This is a genomic window from Thermoleptolyngbya sp. C42_A2020_037 (assembly GCF_015272455.1).
Lineage (GTDB): Bacteria > Cyanobacteriota > Cyanobacteriia > Elainellales > Elainellaceae > Thermoleptolyngbya.
The window spans coordinates 33,861-50,334 of sequence record NZ_JACYLP010000045.1 but is presented as its reverse complement, the minus strand read 5'-3'; the positions used below and the strand labels follow the sequence as shown (position 1 = coordinate 50,334).

The following is a 16,474-nucleotide window of genomic DNA, read 5'->3' as shown; positions in this document are numbered from 1 at the left end:
AGAGCTTATTGACCATCCGTGTGCCTTACTAGCTTCAAAAACGCTGTATGAAGATTGCTTACCTGATGAATCAGCATCCCTACGCAAGCTGCACATTCATCCGTCGAGAAATTCTGGAACTGGAAACGCAGGGAATTGAGATAACCCGTTTCTCGATTCGCAAGCCAGAACTGGCGCTGACTGACGCGGCGGATCAGCAAGAGTTTCAAAAAACACGGTTTATTCTAGGCTCTAAATTTGACCTGCTGCTGAATGTGGTTCGCGGGGTGATGAGCCGCCCTCAACGGTTTCTCGCTGCGCTGCGACTAGCGCTCAAAACGGGCTGGAAATCGGATCGGGGGCTGCTGGTGAACCTAGTTTACTTAGCTGAGGCCTGTGGATTGCTGCGCGGCTGCATGGAAATGGACATCGACCACGTACACGCGCACTTTGGCACGAATGCAACCGCAGTGGCGATGCTGTGTCATGCGCTGGGCGGGCCGTCCTATAGCTTCACGGTTCACGGCCCCCACGAGTTTGACAAGCCAGAGGCGATCGCCCTTTCCGAAAAAATTCGCCACGCTGCCTTTGTCGTCGCCATTAGTTCCTTTACCGAAAGTCAGCTTTTTCGCTGGTGCGACTATCCGCAGTGGTCAAAGATTCACATCGTCCACTGCGGTGTAGATGACTTATTCTTATCGCAGCCGTCTGTACCGCTGCCGCAGGAGGCCCGCTTTGTCTGCGTGGGGCGACTGGGGGAGCAAAAGGGCCACCTGCTGCTGGTGGAAGCGGTGAGCCAGCTTGCAGCAGAGGGATTAAGGTTTAAGGTCGTCCTAGTGGGCGATGGGCCGCTGCGGGCGCAGATTGAACAGCGCATCGACGCGCTGAACCTGCACGACTATCTGGAAATCACGGGCTGGGCGACCAATGCGGAAGTGCAGCAGCAGATTTTGGCGGCGCAGGTGATGGTGCTGCCCAGCTTTGCCGAGGGGCTGCCCGTGGTGCTGATGGAGTCGCTGGCGCTAGGGCGACCCGTGCTGAGTACCTATATTGCCGGGATTCCTGAACTGGTGGAGCCGGGAGTCTGTGGTTGGCTGGTGCCATCGGGTTCCGTAACGGCGCTGGCGGCGGCGATGCGCCAGGTCTTGCAGACACCGCTGGCAGATTTGGAGCGCATGGGACAGGCTGGCGCAGCGCGAGTGGCTCAGTCCCACAGTGCCAGTGTAGAAGCGGCAAGGCTGGCGGCGTTATTCCAGCGCTACGTGACGCATCCAGGAATTGCAGACATGGCAGACTCTGTACAGGAACGGGACTCTAAGGAACGGGACTCTAAGGAACGGGACTCTAAGGAACGGGACTCTAAGGAACGGGACTCAGGCGCGATCGCCCTTCCTGGCAATCTCGAAAAAGTTCCTAGTCAGATCTCAAGTCAAATCTCGTCTTGAGGATACGCCAGACCCCACTGGCGACGCATCTCGTCCATTGTTTTTTGAATGGCCAGCGTCTCGTCTAGCGGCATAATCCTGCTCTCGATCTCGCCGCTGCGAAGACAACGCATCACCTCGGCGGCTTCATAGCCGTAGCCATTCCCCGCGTATGGCTCCAGGATGGTTTTGGTTGGCTGGCGGAGTCGCTTGAGGAACGGATCGCCGAATTGTAGATAGAGGCGTTGCAGAAGGGAATTGTCTTGAACAGCGGATGTTATGGTTTGCTTCAGGCTGGAGGGACGATTCCCGCCTGAGGCTTGGCTTGAGCCATTGCCCGCTGCCGCAAACGTCGCCACCGAAAGCTGATGCGGCTTATAAAACGGCGCATGGATGCGAATTTGTCCGCGAGTGCCCGTGATCACAGCTTCATTGCTGGCGTAGGTTCGTAGATTTGCCGACAGCATCGCCAGTTGCCCGCCTGCATATTTCAGCAAATAGCTGGACTGTTCATCAACGCCTGTGCTGGCGATCGCCGCCTGACTGACCACGCTCTCCGGTTCCCCCAGCAAGAAGTACGCCAGCGACAGTGGATACACGCCCCGATCCAGTAGCGCCCCGCCCCCCAGTTCCCGGTTAAACAAGCGGCTCGACGGGTCAAATGCAGCCGGATAGCCAAACTCCGCCGTCAGCGTACACACTTCGCCGATCGCCCCGCTTTGAACCATCTGCCGGACTCGCTGCACCAGCGGCAAGAAGCGCATCCACATCGCCTCCATGCAAAAGAGATGCTGCTTGCGGGCAAACTCAATCACCTCGCCAGCTTCCCGCGCATTCAGCGCAAAGGGCTTTTCGCACAACACAGGCTTGCCCGCTTCCAGACACAGCAGGCAGTCGTCGCGGTGGCGGCTGTTGGGCGTGCCGATGTACACCACGTCCACCTCAGCATCCTGAACCAGTTCCCCATAGCTGCCGTAGGCTTTGGCTACGCCAAACTCGCGGGCAAACTGCTGAGCGCTGGATAGGGTACGCGAGGCAATCGCCACCAGTTGCGCCCCTGGCAGCGGCCGCAGTCCCTCAGCAAACGCCCTAGAAATATAGCCCGTGCCCAAAATACCCCAGCGAATGGTGCGCGATGGTGTTTGCATCTCAGAAATTTAGTGCAAGAAATTAAGTGCGACTTGAGTGCGACTTGAGTGCGAATCTAGTGTGGGACTTTGGATGTTAAAGCTGCGACTTTAGCCGTGGACATTGGCTCCAATTGGGGCTGTTCCCTTGTCTCTCCCCCCTCACTCGCCCAGGGCATCGGCGCGATTGGCTCAAAGGTTGTGGTGAGCCGATAGGTTCGGCTAGTTTCCCTTGCGTTTTGAATCGCCAGCACGATTTCATTGTTGTGGAGCGAAAAGCGGGGCGACAGGCGGCAGGGCCGACCTTCGGCGATCGCCGCTGCCATTTCCGCCACGCCACGAGCAAAGTCCATCTGCTGAGAACCCTTGTAGTTAAACCGTTTGCCCCCTTTTCTCAGCAGCGGATAGCGCTGTTTGATCGGACTCATAAAGGCTTTGCGGCGCAGGGTCACCATCCGCTGGATGTATACCGGGTCTTCGTAATACCAGCAGTCGTGAATGCCCAACACGCCGTCGTCGCCAATGATTCGCAGCCCGTGGTCATGCGGGGCCACAATGCCGCAGGTGAGCCGCGCCACCACGCCAGAGGCAAACTTGATGCAGGCAACGGAGAAATCGGGCGCATTCACCGCCAGAGGCACGTCCGTTTCCTTGTCGGGAATCAGGCAGGAGGAAAACGCCGTCACAGATTCTGCCGGGCCAAAAAATGCCGTCAGCCAGGTCACGTAATAGCCCGCATGTTCCAGCGTGCAGCCCACTTCAAATTCGTCCTTGTAGGGCCAGGGCACGCCCGATTCGCTGACCCATTTTTGGTAGGGCATTTTGTGAACCAGCCCGTCGTCCATTTCGGCATAGACCAGGCGCACCTTGCCGATGCGATTTTCCCGCAGCGCCCGCCACACCGTCTGCGCCGTTTCGCCCAGCACGCTACACGGCGCTGAAGCAATCAGCAGTCCGCGATCTTCAGCCAGTTCAACCAGTTCAGTCGCGTCTGCCATGTCCATCGCCAGCGGTTTTTCGGAATAGACGTGTTTGCCAGCGGCCAGGCAATCTCTGGAAACCTGGTAATGGCTGCGGGGATTGGTCAGGTTGAGGACAATATCTACGTTGGGATCTTTCAACAGATCGTCGAACGTGTCATATCGAGGGACGGAATGGTATGCGGAAAAGCGCTCAGCGCGTTCTGGAACGCGATCCATCACGCCCATCAGCTTGAGTTCTGGATGCCGCTGCAAGGTTTTGAGATAGTAGTCTGCAACGAATCCACAACCGACAATTGCAATCCGCATTACACTCTCCACCGCTAAAGATTTAAGTTGAGTCACGTTCGATACAAGGGAAAAACCAGCTTTCTTGAACCGTGTCTAGCTTCTGGAATGATGAGAACTATTGGCGCTGTTGGAATTACCAGAACTGCCATTCAGCAGGGCGCGGTCGGGTTCCTCCACCATGCGGGCCTGTCGCCGCAGCGGGCGCGGATGGGTGTTGTAGTAGCCCAGAGAGGCGATCGCCCTGGGGTTGGGATGATTGGCAACCACACCCAGACTCGGTAGGCGATGGACGCTCAGGGATTGCAGAGCCTGCATAACGTGCGATTTCTTAGCCTGACAAACGCTCACCACCATCAGAATGCCATCGGTATTGGCGGAGATGAACTCCGCATCCGTCAATCCCAACAGGTGGGGTGCGTCGTAGATCACCAGGTCGTAGGTCTGATGCAGCCGGAACATGACGGTCTGCATGTGTTCTGATGCCAGCAGCCGGACGGCTTCTAGCGAGGGTTGTCCAGCGGTCAGCGCAAACAGATTGCGGACGCTGGTGGGTTGGATCAAGTCATCAGGCTGCACCTCACGCAGCAGCACATCGCTCAAGCCCGTCTCGTTCTCCAGCCGCAGCCGTCGATGCAAGTCGGCATGGCGGAGATTGCTGTCTACCAGCAGCACCCGCTTGCCCATGCTGGCAACGACCTGGGCCAGGTGCAGGGCAATCGTGGTTTTGCCCTCGCTGGGCGAGGCAGAGCAAACGGTGATCGAGCGAATTGGCGCACCGTCCGACATAAAGCAGAGGTTGGCATAGAGCGAACTGAAGGCTTCCTTAAACAGAGAAGAATCGAGGCGATCGCCCGTTGCAGTTGGCTGAACCTCTGCTTGCAGATGGGCAGCGCCAGCGTCGTAGGGCACCACGCCAATGACCGGCAGATCGATCGCGTCTTGAATGTCCTCTGTTCTAAAGAAAACGTTGCGGAACTGGTCAAGTAAGATCGCCGCCAGCAGCCCCAGCAAAATCGAAGCGCCGATGGCTCCCAATAGTTCTCGGTTGCTCTTGGCAAAGGGAATCGGGCGACCCTGCCCGTCTTTCGGCAGCGTCGGGGGCGACACCAGTTCCCACGGCACCTCCGTCTGGGCCGATTCAATCTGAAAGTTTTCGCGCTGGGTAAGCAGTTGATCCAGGCTGCGGTTGGAAATCTCAAGCTGCCGCAAGATTTCGCTGTATCGCCGCGAGACAGCAGGAAGCTCCTGAAAGCGGTTTTGCACCTGCGCCTGAATGCCTGCAATTTCGGCGCTGCGGGCCTGCAACACGCGAATCTGGTTGATAGCCGCTACCATTTCTTCGATTAGCTTGAGCCGAACAGAGTTCTGGAACGCCTGCACGCGGGGGTTGCCCGTGCCCTGCCCCAGATTTTGCCCCAAGATGCGCTGTGCCTCCTGCGCCATCAGGCTTGAAAGATTGCGCTGTTTTGCCCGCAAATCCAGCATAATTGGACTTTCTTCGCTAAACTGTGCCGACTGGGTGGCGATTTCGGCTTCTAGCTGCTGCATCTGCTCTTGCAGCTTCAGATAGCCCGGTTCTTCGCTGAGGGCAGACGCGGCGATCGCCTCCTCCGGGGTCAGGTTCAACTGCTGGCGCAGCGAGTTATACAGCGTCACCTGTTCCCGCAGGAGCTTGCGCGTTTCTCGCTCCTCTGCCGCAATCTGGCTCACCTCTCCCGACAGCAGATTACCCTGCTCCTTTGGGTCAACCAGGTTGTATTCTTCTTGCAGCGCTTGCAGTTGGTCTTGCAGCGAGTTCACCCGATTTTGCAGTTCTGGCAAGCGGTCTTCAACGAATTTAATCCCTTCGCTGTAGCGGGTCTTGCGGTCTTCCAGGCTGTATTGCAAGTAGCGCTCCGACGTTTCCCGCAGCACTGTCGCCACCAGTTCGGGGTCAGAGTGGACATAGCTGACGCGAAGAATTTTGGTCATATCCGTATTCGTCTGCCCTTTCCGCTCCACCGTCAGCCCCCGTTGGAGCATCCCCACGTTGAAGGCTGGATAAGACTTTTGCACTTCCTGCACAATCGACTCCAGCATTCCGGGGCTTTGCAGCACGGCAATCTGGCTAGGATAATCCAGCCCGCCAAAGGAATGCTCGGTCGGCACGTTATTGCCCGTTCGCGTCACCGCCAGTGGATCGACCACCCGCGCCTGTGTATTCAGCGGCTCCACCAAAAGCTGAAACTCACCCAGATAGGTAGGGGGCGTGGTGGCGTATCGCAAGGCAGCCAGACTGCTGACCAACCCCACAATGCTCGCCGTTAGCCAGAAATTTCGGAAGATGCTGCGCCGATACGTGCCAATGTTCAGCCCTTTTCGCATCAGGCGGGCAAACTCATCGGCATCGCTGGCAGAATTTTGGCTGAGCAACTGGCTGATCAACTGGTTGCTACTCTCCAGGCGGAGCGGCTCGTGACGATTTTCTGGGTTCATACCTGACTCAACTGGCAATTGGAGGAGTTACAGCAGACTTGCACAACACACGGATAAAAATTACGAACAGTTCGCTGAACGTTATTAATGCAACTCGAAGAACACAAACGGGCGATCGCCCATACTCTCATTCACGCTCACTCACACACGCTCACTCACAGTGTTAGGAACGCTACCGAAACCTCTACGAAGATCAGTTCCCGCCAAAAATTCGGAGGATGCTAAACACCCCCACAAACGGATTAATCGGCCCCAGCAGGGTATTCAAAAAGTCTCCGGTTCTCGCCAGCCCAGAGCGACCTACCACCACAATGTCGTTGTTTCTCAGGGCCGGATTGGTGGCTTCGTTGACCTCGGCGGAGAGATCTACCTGAATTTCTCGACGGACGGCTGAACCGTCTGGGTTGATGCGGATTAACTGCACTTCGCTGGTGCGGGCGCGAGTCAGGTCAAACCCGCCCGCCGCCAGAATCGCCTGATTGAGCGACGTGTTGGACTGTAGCGCCAGCGTTCCGGGAGACTTCACCTCACCGACGACGTTAATTCTGACCGTTTCGGGCGAAAAGTTTGCGGCGGCCAACTGAACGGCTTCGCGAGGATCGAGGGCGCTGACTGTCGGCACGATTAGCGTGTCGCCATCTCGCAGGGGAATGTCCTGATCCAGTTCGCCTGCCTGCAAAAATGCCCACAGGTCTACCCGAATCACCTCCTGACGATTTCCCAACTGCGGCCGGCGAATCTCGATGTTGCGGATATCGGCTAATTGAGTGATGCCGCCTGCGGCCTGGATGGCCTGCGTCACGGTGCGAATGGGAGCGGCTGCCCCATCACCCTCGATTGTGCCGCCCGCCGATTGCCCGGTGGTGTACGCGCCGGGACGATTTACCTCGCCCACCACGCCGATGCGAACCGGGCGCGGGCTGACCAAGCTGACGGTAATCGACGGTCGGTGGATGTAGCGGCGATAGCGCTGCACCAGGGTTTCCGAAGCCTGCTCGGTCGTCAATCCCTGCAAAACCACTTTTCCGACCCAGGGCAAGGTCAGGGAACCGTCGGACAACAGGGTATACGTGGTGCCGCTGAGATCGGCAACTCCAAAAACATCGACCCGCACTTGGTCGCCGGCCCCCAATGTGTATTCGGTGCTGGCCGCTTCTGCCGGAATCGCCGCCGCAGCGCGAGAGGGAACCCGTCCGCTGGGTTCGTAGGGCATAGGTTCAGGTAAGGTCTGAGCGGTGGACGGCAGCGCCAAGGCGATCGCCCCCATCCAGCAGCCCAGTCCTAGCCCTGCCAGCCCAAGACCTGCGTTCCAAACACGCCCTAAAAAATTTCTGGATTCCCCTCCAGACTCATTCCTAACCCCAATAGCAAAGTCCCCACTTCGGGAGTAAATGCGTTCCTGATAATCCGACATAAGGCACGCTCCTTGCGACTGATGCCCTGTCATTAACCTGGCTTTAATAAGTTCTGTGAATCGAAGCAAACAGATAATACCAAACCTGTTCCGGGGCAAACGGTATCATTACGCCTGATCCCGTAAATTTTGGGCGATCGCCCAAAAACAGAACCGCTCGGCAACAGCAATGAAATCCAGAACTGGCAAGGACTACGGGTTTCCTCAGAAAAGGTATCCAGAATTTTATGAAGTTTTGATGAAGGGCCGTGAAATTACTGACAAGCCCCCAGCTTCACCGATATAAGTTAGCTATACAAAAAGAAACAACTGACAAACTGGCGTTATTTTGAGTCTGATTGAATCTGAGTCCAATTGAGTCGGCAGACTTTACAAGCTCTGCTGGAGGGGGATTAGAGGGCGATTAGAGGGGGATTAGAGGGCGATCGCCCCCCGATTTTTGCATCGGTTTTTCTGCTTAAAGTAGATCTTCTAATCTTCTAAGAGTGGCTTTAGCTTTAAGAATACTTTCGGAGTGGCTCTCAAGTTATTTTCAAGTTATTTCCAAATTATTGTTAGAAACACATATCCAAAAAGGCAACTGTATCGCAGTGACCTAGCAGTATCTGATGGAATGCGACGAAACTGGTGAATGAATTTGGACGGGGTTGGATTAGCAAAGTTGTTTAGGCAGGGTCATGGCATCTATTAAACAGTTGGCAATTCGCGGGACGGCTTGGGTTGTCCTAACCTACGGCATTTCCCTGGCGCTACGAATTGGCAGCAACTTGATTCTGACCCGCCTGCTCAACCCCGAAATGTTCGGGAAAGTCAGCTTGGTCTGGGTGTTTTTGGGGGCGCTAGTTTTGTTTTCGGACTTAGGAGTTGCTCCTAGCATTATTCAAAGCAAGCGCGGCGATGATCCCGATTTTCTAAACACGGCCTGGACGATTCAGGTGATTCGGGGATTCATTTTGTGGGCAGGTAGTTTGCTAATTGCGTGGCCCGTTGCCAGTTTTTATGGACAGCCCGAACTGGTATTGTTGCTACCGTTTATGGGGCTTTTTTTGGTCATTGATGGATTCAACCCGACCAAGCGAATCACGCTCAATCGCCAGCTTTCAATGCGGCATATTTCCACGCTTGAAATCAGCGCCCAGGTTGTTTCGGGTGTCATCTTGATTATTTGGGCCTGGCTGAGTCCGTCGATTTGGGCGATCGCCTCTGCGGGAGTTATTTCTGCGGTTGTTACGCTGATCCTGAACATTTGGAGCATTCCTGGCCCTCTGAATAAATTTGCCTGGGACAAGTCAGCCGTTCGAGAGATCTTGAACTTTGGCAAGTGGATCTTTGCCTCCAGCGCAATGCATTTTCTGGCGACCCAGACCGATCGATTGGTGCTCGGAAAACTCATTACCCTCTCGATGTTTGGGATTTACAATCTTGCCCTGGGAATTGCGATTTTACCCTCTACGCTGATCGAAAAAGTCGGCGGCACGATAATCTTTCCTTCCCTGGCCAAGCTGATTCATCTAGAGCGACACGAACTGCGAGCCAAGATTCTCAGAAACCGGGGATTGGTATTAGCAGCAATTGGAATATTGCTGGCTCTGCTGATTAGTACAGGAGACATTATTATCTCCATCATGTATGACGAGCGCTATAGTCAGGCAGGATGGATGCTGTCAATTCTCTCATTAGGGATCTGGCCCCTAGCACTGACGAATACAGTGGGCCCTGTTTTGCTGGCGCTGGGACAATCTCAATATTCAGCATTTGGCAGTTTCTTGAGTTTTCTATTTTTGATTCTGGGAATTCCTCTGGGCGCACACTTGGCGGGGGATTTTGGAGCCATAGTTGCGGTTCCCATTAGCAACATACCCATCTATGCAGCAAATCTCTATGGACTTTGGAAAGAGCGCCTGCTTTGTGTCAGGCAAGACCTCTGTCTAACGCTCCTTTTTCTGGCGATTTTGGCCCTGTTCTTGGCGGGGCGAGTCGTCTTTGGAGTCGATTTGCCATCAATTCATGTTTAGATTCATTACGGCGTTTTTGAAGCTAGTGAGGTACGCGGATGGCTAATAATCCTTGGACTCGTTAGGGCAGCGCATGCCCCACCCCGCAAGAAAACGCCACATCTCGAAGGCGTGAATTTCTAGAGATGTTCCAGGCTTCATCAGCAGATTAACGTCGATGATTATTCCTCCTGCACCTGCACTGCTTGCATGGGTTCCGATTGTGGTCAATTTGTTTCGACAGTTGTCGATTCAATGGGCGATCGTCGTAAGCTTCGTGACAGGGTTTCTCTATCTATCTCAGTTTGAATTTGAGCTTCCGCTTCTGATTCCGGGGACTCGAATGGCATTCACGACCTATGCAGTTTTCTTGGGAATCATCCTGTTTAATGCGGAAGCAAAGCGCCTGTTTTCCTTCCGCCTCAGCTGGTTTGATTTGCCGATGATCGTGTGGTGGATCTGCCCGTTCCTTTCGTCTATCTCGAACGACCTGGGCATTTTTGACGGCTTGAAGGAGCTAGGCGCTCAAACCGTAAATTGGGTCTTGCCCTATCTATTGGGCAGAATTTACCTCCGTGATTTAGAGGGTCTGAGAAAGCTCTGTCTGGGCATTGTTGTGGGGACGCTAAGCTATATTCCACTTTGCTGGATTGAGATGCGTCTCAGCCCGATCTTGCACCAGACCATCTACGGATTTGACGGCTCAGGGGGCCGGATTGGTCAAAACGTGATTGAAGGCGTTGGCTATCGACCGATTATGTTTCAGGCGCACGGGCTGGTTGTCGGGGCCTGGTTTATGTCTGCCGCTGTCATTTCGGTATGGCTCTGGAAAAGCGGCACGATCAATCGTCTATTTGGGGTTCCGTTTAAATGGCTGGCGATCGCCATCGTAGTTCAGTCTTTCCTGACGCGATCGCTGGCGGCGACGGTGTTTTTCTGTGTCGGCGTGTTCATCCTTTTTGTCAGCAGATATTTGAGAAACTTTTTACCGCTGCTCGCAATTTCGTTCTGTATTTTGATTTATTTGCACAACGGCATCTCAGGTTCCCTGGCAAAAGATGAAATTACCGCAGCCGTTAGCGGCGTTACTTCTGAAAGCAAGACGGAATCCCTACAATTTCGGCTCAATTCTGAAGATGTTCTGGTAGACAAAGCCAATCAACGAATGTGGTTTGGCTGGGGGGGGTATGGGCGAAATCGCGTGATTGATCACAGGGGCTATGAGTATATCACCGATAGTTTGTGGATTATCGTGTATGGCACTCGTGGACTAGTAGGCTTGGCGAGCCTTACGCTCGTCTTTTTGCTGCCTAGTCTGGTGCTGATCTTTTACTTTCCCACGGGTGCTTGGCATCATCGCAGGCTTGCGCCCGTGGCGGCCCTATCCGTTGTCCTCGCGCTCAATATGGCAGACGCGCTGCTGAATGCCTTTCCCCATCCCCTACTGACAATTTCAGCCGGGGGCATTTTGGGCTTGTTTGCCGACCACACCGAGTCCAAGACGCTGGGCATTTCGCTAAAAACAATCGAAAGTCCCGTTCCCGCAAGCTCAGCGATCGCCCCCCTCTCCCAACGCAGCAGCACGAAATAGGGCGATCGCCTCTTCTAGCCAGCCCAGATAGGCTTGCTCTCTGCGACATACCAAATCCAACACAAGCCGCCGAAGCTTTTGCTCTCGCGTAGCGCTGGGGTCATCGAGCGGCGGCACTTCTACTTGCTGACAGGTTGCCAGCTTTTCTCGATGCTCGGCCAACCCTGCGTTCAATAGCTGCAAAATTGCCGCATCGGGCAACTGCGCCGCAAAATAAAGCTGTATCAGCAGCGGCTCTCGCACTACGGGCAGCGGTTGGTGCGTTTGCAGCCATCGAGTTACAGCGTTTTTGAAGCTAGTGAGGCACACGGATGGTCAACAAGCCCTTGCCTCGTGAGGGCAGCATGTGCCTCACGAGGCAAGAAAATGCTGTAGCTCTGCGGCTCCGGCTTCTGTGATGCAGTAGACCTTTCGGTTTGGGCGATCGCGCTGAATTTCCACCGTGCAGTCAATCCAGCCCTGCGCCTGGAGCTTGTCCAGCGTGCGATAAATCTGCGCCTGATCTGCGGGCCACAAATGGGCAATACACTGATCAAAACACTCCGTGCTGATGGCCGATGTCCGCATGCTGCTCACGCCCGACCCAATGGGCGATCGCTTTTCAAGCAAGTACAGCGCCGCGCTGCAAACCCATCCAGAAGTTGTGATGGCTCATGCGGATGTCGTATCGCTTCTATCTGCACATGCTGCCTGACGCTGCGTTTTGGTCACCACTCGCCAAGACTCAGCGCCTCAAAACTGTCGCCCAAGATTCGCCACGCCTCCTGTCTTCCCTTCTACAATGGCTGGCGACATCTGTTGAAATAGGGCAAGTGAAATAGGGCAAGTTGCTAGACGCAAACAACCAAAACCAGATGAAGCTATCCCAGCTCCGCATTCTCGTTGCCGTGGCGGAGCAGGGTAGTTTTAGCGAGGCAGCGCTGCACCTGGAAATGTCGCAGTCTGCTGTCAGTCATGCGATCGCCGCTTTAGAAAACTTCCTGGGTGTTGTGTTGTTTAGCCGGGGGCGACATGGGGCACGGCTTACGCCAGTGGGGGAAGCGATACTTGTTCATGCCCGCGAAATTGTGGTGCGGGCGGATGCGATCGCCCAGGCAGCGGAAGATGCCAGAGGCTTGAAACGAGGACAGGTGCGGGTTGCGTCTTTTCGCAGCGTTGCCACCAACCTGCTGCCGTCTGTGATTGCCCAATTTCACCAGCAGCACCCCGGCATCACGATCAGCCTGTCAGAACACGACAACTATCCCCACGTCGAGCAGGCCCTCCGCGAAGGGCAGTCCGATGTGGGGTTTACGTTTATGCCCACGACCGAAGAGTTTGAAGTCTGGCGAGTCTTTCAGGATGAATTTATTGCGCTGCTGCCGTCTTCGTTTCAGCCTGCGGGTCCACAGCTAACCTGGGCAGAACTGTTGCAGCACCCACTGATTATGCCGCCCAGAGATTACCTCATGATGCGCCCCGTCTACGACCATGCCAAAACCTTGGGGCATTCGCTCAAGGCTGACTATGAAGTGGAAACCGATGCCACAATCGTCAGCCTTGTGGCGGAAGGGTTGGGTGCTGCGATCTTGCCGCGACTTGCTGCTGAACCTATTCCTGCTGGCGTGAAAACCTACAGCCTGCCTACGCCCCTAGAGCGATTGATCGGAGTCGTGACGCTGGCAAATGCCTTGCTGCCGCCCAGTGTCTATGCATTTCTGGACGTGCTGAAGAAACAGTATCAGTCTTGATAACCGTCTGAACGTCACGAGACACCCGGTCGTTAGCAGGGGTCTGAAAAGTTCTGGCATCGCTACAGCCAGCGATTAGACGGTGGGCATTAGACGGTGGGATTAGACAGTGGCATTAGACGGTGGGATTAGACAGTGAGATTAGACAGTGAGGAACTGGGTGTTTGAGAATACCGCGCTTCCAGCCAGACTCGCAAATCCGCCTCCGAAACGCAATTCACTGACTTTCCGGTTTTTGGATCATAGGCATTCCACAAAACATCCCCATGCCCATCCTGCGATCGCCACACACGCGGCTCATCCGATACATCCAGAGCGGCGATCGCCCTTTCCCACAGTTCGTTCAGCCTTGTATTCCAGTTGCGTTTGGGGGTTGCCGTCCGATGAAAGATGCGCTCCAGAGTTTCAACATGGTGTCGATTTTGGTGCCAGTTCAGACGCGATTGGGATTCGGACTGAAATCGTTGCTGAGAGTTTGCCGAGAATTTTGATTGCCCGTGCCCTGATTGCCATTTCATAAGTATCTACCTCCTTTTTGATAGCTCCAGTCTAGAAAACAGTATCTTAAGATACAAAAAGTAGGCTCCATAGCTTCCATGAATAGGTTTGATAGAGTCTCTCAAGGGCTAGAAACTGGATGAATGCGCTGAGGGATGGTGATAGGCTCGGTTCAGCCAGATATTGAAAATACGCCCCAGGCCTGAGACGGGTGAATGCATGGACGACGCAACCAGCACGAATGTAGTGGTTCAACCTGCCAACGCCAGTCTCTTGCTGTTGGGGACGGGCTGGTTTCCCAAAACGCCAGGGGGCATGGAGCGATATGTCTATGAGTTGGCAACTCAGCTCGCCAGGGGCGATCGCCTGGAGTTGGGCGGGGTCGGTCTGCCCGACGGCTTAGAACGCGGCTCTCTTCGTTTGACGAATTTGTCTGAACCCGATCGCCCGTTGCCCCAACGGCTTTGGGAGGTGCGTCGTCGGTTTGCCCAGCGCACCAGGCAAGCCGATTTTCGGGACATCGACGCAATCAACCTCCACTTTGCTCTCTATAGCTTGCCGCTGCTCGACCTGCTGCCGCCGGATGTGCCCGTCACTTTTACCTTTCACGGGCCCTGGGCGCTCGAAAGCCGCCAGGAGGGCGCCAGCAAGCTGAGCGTCGCGCTAAAGCAATGGGTCGAGCAGCGGGTTTTTGCCCAGTGCGATCGCTTCTTGGTCTTGAGCAAAGCCTTTGGCGCGATCCTGCACGAGTCCTACGGCGTTCCCTGGAGCCAGATCCGCGTCGTTCCTGGCGGGGTAGACACGCACCACTTTGCCCCCACGCAGTCGCGTTTCGAGGCCCGTGCAGTGTTGGGCTGGCCGGGCGATCGCCCCATTTTGTTCACGACTCGCCGACTCGTGCAGCGGATGGGGCTAGACCGTCTGCTGCAAGCGCTAGTCTCGGTAAAAGCTGCCGTGCCAGAAGTATGGTTGGCGATCGCAGGCAAGGGTCCCCTCCGCCAAGCCCTAGAGCAGCAGGCAGCTGAACTGGGCCTGCAACACCATGTCCAGTTTCTCGGCTTTTTGCCGGAAGCAGACTTGCCCCTCGCCTATCAAGCGGCCGACCTGACCGTGATGCCCAGCCTCAGCCTAGAAGGATTCGGCCTGGTGCTGCTAGAGTCGCTTGCGGCTGGAACGCCCGCCCTCTGCACACCCGTCGGCGGAATGCCAGAAATTCTCATGCCTTTTTGCCCAGACCTGGTGACAGACTCGACCGAACCAGTGGCGATCGCCCAGCGGCTGATTGCGCTCCTGACGGGAGAATGCCCCCTGCCCGGTCGCGACCGCTGCCGTCAATATGCCGTTGACCAGTTTAACTGGCAGAGGATTGCACGACAGGTGCGGCAGGTCTTGCTACAGCCCCAGAAAATCCGGTAGAAGGTCTACCCGTCTTGTAGTATTTTTTGTCTAAGGAAACCCAATGAGGAATGACCGAGCAGCCAGGGAGGGCGATCGCCTCCGTTTCGGCAAAGTCACCTAAGTAATATAGAACACAACACGGATCTCGCAGAGGCCCCCCATGAGCAGGTTCCACCCCAGAGGCGGCCGGGAATTTCGTAGTTTGGAACAGGATTCTCTAGCTATTTCTTCATTGCCGCTGCTCTCCGTAAACACCCGAAAGTTTAAAGTGACGACTGTAACGCTGGGTGATGTTTATCCGGAGCACTTTCTGGGAAAACTTGGAGAAATCCTAAAATTTCCGGGGAGCTTTATAGACTCAACCGTAGTCGTGCGGTTACTCCAGCTTGAAAGTCCATTTAGGCTAGAAAGTAGATACGCGCACGGGTCGGTTTCTTCAGTCAACTGGGGATGACACCCAAGGTTAATCCTGTGTTGATCCTGGGGCATTGCTCCAGTCTTGGGGGCACAGTGACAGAGTGTGCGGGTCGCCCGTTCACCACAGTCCCCTTTTCGGCGAGGCTCCTCCGCTTCTTAACCGCTAAAGCTGAATCGATGGATGAAGCCAGACCTAGCAAACTACCGCAAGCAATAGGCATGTAAGTCTTAGTTTGAGAGCGACAGCTTCGCATCTACTCGCTTGCGACTGGTTTCCGGTTAGATCGCCCAAACCCTCTGTTTTGTTACTTGTTTATGATTAACCTCAACCCCCTGGCCGCTTTTCCTGCCGAATCGCTGGAAACTTCTTCTGATTACGCTCTACAGCAGCGTTTGGGGCTTTATCGTGTGTTTCTCAAGCTCTACGAGCACAACCGCGAACTGCTCGATGAAATTCTTAATCTAGAAAACTCTGGCAATAAGTCGCTGACAGGCGTTGCGTTGCCCTACGTGCAGGGGCTTGTGCTGGGCGATCGCGTCCACCTTGTCACCAATCTGCTGAAGGGCGCAACCCAGTCGCTGTCTCAGCCCCAAAACATTTGGACGATTGGGCGCGACTCTCGGCGCGTGGTGCTGCCTATTCAAGACAAGCGCCTCTCCCGTTGCCATGCCGCCATCGTGTATGACGAAGGGGGATTTCGCCTGGTTGATCTCAACAGCAGCAACGGTTCCTACCTCAACGGCGAACTGATTCGCCATTCCGTGCGCCTCAAGGATGGCGATCGCATTCGATTAGGCAGCCTTACCTTCTCGTTTTTTGTCTGCAATACGGCTCAGGTGTTGCCGCCTGTTTCTGAAGAACTGCTGTCGCAGGTGCGGGCGTTGTCGGCTGCGTCTGAACCCAAGCGGGCGATCGCCCATCCCACGGCCCCCAGCGCCAGCCAGCCCTCCCCGCTTTCCGCCTCCTCCATACAGCCTGCATTCTCGTCGCCCCTGACAAAGAATTGGGAAGAATCTGTGTCCGAAAGCGACTCAGAGACTTGTCTGCAAAGCCCGGAGGATGCGCTCCCTGCCCAGGTCAACCCGCTAGAAGACACGCTCATGTTTATGCGGTCTTCCCACTAGAACGAGTCGCGCATCGGACAAGTCGCGCCAG

12 protein-coding genes and 1 pseudogene are annotated in these 16,474 nt (G+C 55.3%); 7 read left to right on the top strand and 6 right to left on the bottom strand.

What is annotated here, in order from left to right:
* The first annotated feature begins 47 nt into the window (after nucleotides 1-47).
* Nucleotides 48-1,424 carry a glycosyltransferase gene (locus IGS16_RS14150; RefSeq protein ID WP_297086460.1) on the top strand — a complete coding sequence of 459 codons (1,377 nt, stop codon included), beginning with the start codon at nucleotides 48-50 and terminating at the stop codon, nucleotides 1,422-1,424.
* Here the strand turns inward: IGS16_RS14150 and IGS16_RS14145 are convergent.
* The 4 genes from IGS16_RS14145 to IGS16_RS14130 form a co-directional block, all read right to left on the bottom strand.
* A complete protein-coding gene (locus IGS16_RS14145) occupies nucleotides 1,409-2,551 on the bottom strand; it encodes a Gfo/Idh/MocA family oxidoreductase (protein ID WP_297086458.1) in 1,143 nt (380 codons plus the stop codon). The two genes, IGS16_RS14150 and IGS16_RS14145, sit on opposite strands and share 16 nt — an antisense overlap.
* 56 nt (nucleotides 2,552-2,607) lie before the next feature.
* Nucleotides 2,608-3,819: a Gfo/Idh/MocA family oxidoreductase gene (locus tag IGS16_RS14140; RefSeq protein WP_297086456.1), complete on the bottom strand. Its 1,212-nt coding sequence runs from the start codon at nucleotides 3,817-3,819 to the stop codon at nucleotides 2,608-2,610.
* 75 nt (nucleotides 3,820-3,894) lie between these two features.
* On the bottom strand, nucleotides 3,895-6,276 hold the full coding sequence (locus IGS16_RS14135) for a tyrosine-protein kinase domain-containing protein (RefSeq protein ID WP_297086454.1): 2,382 nt from the start codon (nucleotides 6,274-6,276) through the stop codon (nucleotides 3,895-3,897).
* 193 nt (nucleotides 6,277-6,469) lie between these two features.
* Nucleotides 6,470-7,690, bottom strand: a complete 1,221-nt coding sequence (locus IGS16_RS14130) for a polysaccharide biosynthesis/export family protein (RefSeq protein WP_297086451.1) — start codon at nucleotides 7,688-7,690, stop codon at nucleotides 6,470-6,472.
* 677 nt (nucleotides 7,691-8,367) lie between these two features.
* Here IGS16_RS14130 and IGS16_RS14125 point away from each other — a divergent pair.
* Together IGS16_RS14125 and IGS16_RS14120 are read left to right on the top strand one after the other, a co-directional pair.
* A complete protein-coding gene (locus tag IGS16_RS14125; protein WP_297086449.1) occupies nucleotides 8,368-9,705 on the top strand; it encodes an oligosaccharide flippase family protein in 1,338 nt (445 codons plus the stop codon).
* A gap of 157 nt (nucleotides 9,706-9,862) precedes the next feature.
* Nucleotides 9,863-11,275 carry a hypothetical protein gene (locus IGS16_RS14120; protein ID WP_297086447.1) on the top strand — a complete coding sequence of 471 codons (1,413 nt, stop codon included), beginning with the start codon at nucleotides 9,863-9,865 and terminating at the stop codon, nucleotides 11,273-11,275.
* Here IGS16_RS14120 and IGS16_RS22360 read toward each other — a convergent pair.
* Nucleotides 11,234-11,842: pseudogene (locus IGS16_RS22360) on the bottom strand (PadR family transcriptional regulator). The gene IGS16_RS14120 and the pseudogene IGS16_RS22360 overlap by 42 nt on opposite strands.
* On the opposite strand from IGS16_RS22360, the gene IGS16_RS14105 reads away from it, so the two are divergent.
* The gene (locus tag IGS16_RS14105; RefSeq protein ID WP_297086440.1) at nucleotides 11,826-11,969 is read left to right on the top strand and encodes a hypothetical protein; all 144 of its coding nucleotides are present in this window, start codon (nucleotides 11,826-11,828) and stop codon (nucleotides 11,967-11,969) included. The pseudogene IGS16_RS22360 and the gene IGS16_RS14105 sit on opposite strands and share 17 nt — an antisense overlap.
* 160 nt (nucleotides 11,970-12,129) lie before the next feature.
* Nucleotides 12,130-13,005, top strand: a complete 876-nt coding sequence (locus IGS16_RS14100; RefSeq protein ID WP_297086439.1) for a LysR family transcriptional regulator — start codon at nucleotides 12,130-12,132, stop codon at nucleotides 13,003-13,005.
* 128 nt (nucleotides 13,006-13,133) lie between these two features.
* Here the strand turns inward: IGS16_RS14100 and IGS16_RS14095 are convergent, their stop codons facing one another.
* A complete protein-coding gene (locus tag IGS16_RS14095) occupies nucleotides 13,134-13,523 on the bottom strand; it encodes a hypothetical protein (protein WP_297086437.1) in 390 nt (129 codons plus the stop codon).
* Between the two features lie 199 nt (nucleotides 13,524-13,722).
* Between IGS16_RS14095 and IGS16_RS14090 the strand changes: the two genes are divergently transcribed.
* Both IGS16_RS14090 and IGS16_RS14085 read left to right on the top strand, forming a co-directional pair.
* Entirely contained in the window at nucleotides 13,723-14,919 is a 1,197-nt protein-coding gene (locus IGS16_RS14090) for a glycosyltransferase family 4 protein (protein ID WP_297086435.1), read from the top strand.
* 714 nt (nucleotides 14,920-15,633) lie between these two features.
* A complete protein-coding gene (locus tag IGS16_RS14085) occupies nucleotides 15,634-16,443 on the top strand; it encodes an FHA domain-containing protein (protein WP_297086433.1) in 810 nt (269 codons plus the stop codon).
* The last annotated feature ends 31 nt before the right edge of the window (nucleotides 16,444-16,474 follow it).

Bases quoted from the DNA above. Each gene is read 5' to 3' on its own strand.
- IGS16_RS14150 (WP_297086460.1), top strand. From the start codon at position 48: ATGAAGATTGCTTACCTGATGAATCAGCATCCCTACGCAAGCTGCACA.
- IGS16_RS14145 (WP_297086458.1), bottom strand. From the start codon at position 2,551: ATGCAAACACCATCGCGCACCATTCGCTGGGGTATTTTGGGCACGGGC.
- IGS16_RS14140 (WP_297086456.1), bottom strand. From the start codon at position 3,819: ATGCGGATTGCAATTGTCGGTTGTGGATTCGTTGCAGACTACTATCTC.
- IGS16_RS14135 (WP_297086454.1), bottom strand. From the start codon at position 6,276: ATGAACCCAGAAAATCGTCACGAGCCGCTCCGCCTGGAGAGTAGCAAC.
- IGS16_RS14130 (WP_297086451.1), bottom strand. From the start codon at position 7,690: ATGTCGGATTATCAGGAACGCATTTACTCCCGAAGTGGGGACTTTGCT.
- IGS16_RS14125 (WP_297086449.1), top strand. From the start codon at position 8,368: ATGGCATCTATTAAACAGTTGGCAATTCGCGGGACGGCTTGGGTTGTC.
- IGS16_RS14120 (WP_297086447.1), top strand. From the start codon at position 9,863: ATGATTATTCCTCCTGCACCTGCACTGCTTGCATGGGTTCCGATTGTG.
- IGS16_RS14105 (WP_297086440.1), top strand. From the start codon at position 11,826: ATGGCCGATGTCCGCATGCTGCTCACGCCCGACCCAATGGGCGATCGC.
- IGS16_RS14100 (WP_297086439.1), top strand. From the start codon at position 12,130: ATGAAGCTATCCCAGCTCCGCATTCTCGTTGCCGTGGCGGAGCAGGGT.
- IGS16_RS14095 (WP_297086437.1), bottom strand. From the start codon at position 13,523: ATGAAATGGCAATCAGGGCACGGGCAATCAAAATTCTCGGCAAACTCT.
- IGS16_RS14090 (WP_297086435.1), top strand. From the start codon at position 13,723: ATGGACGACGCAACCAGCACGAATGTAGTGGTTCAACCTGCCAACGCC.
- IGS16_RS14085 (WP_297086433.1), top strand. From the start codon at position 15,634: ATGATTAACCTCAACCCCCTGGCCGCTTTTCCTGCCGAATCGCTGGAA.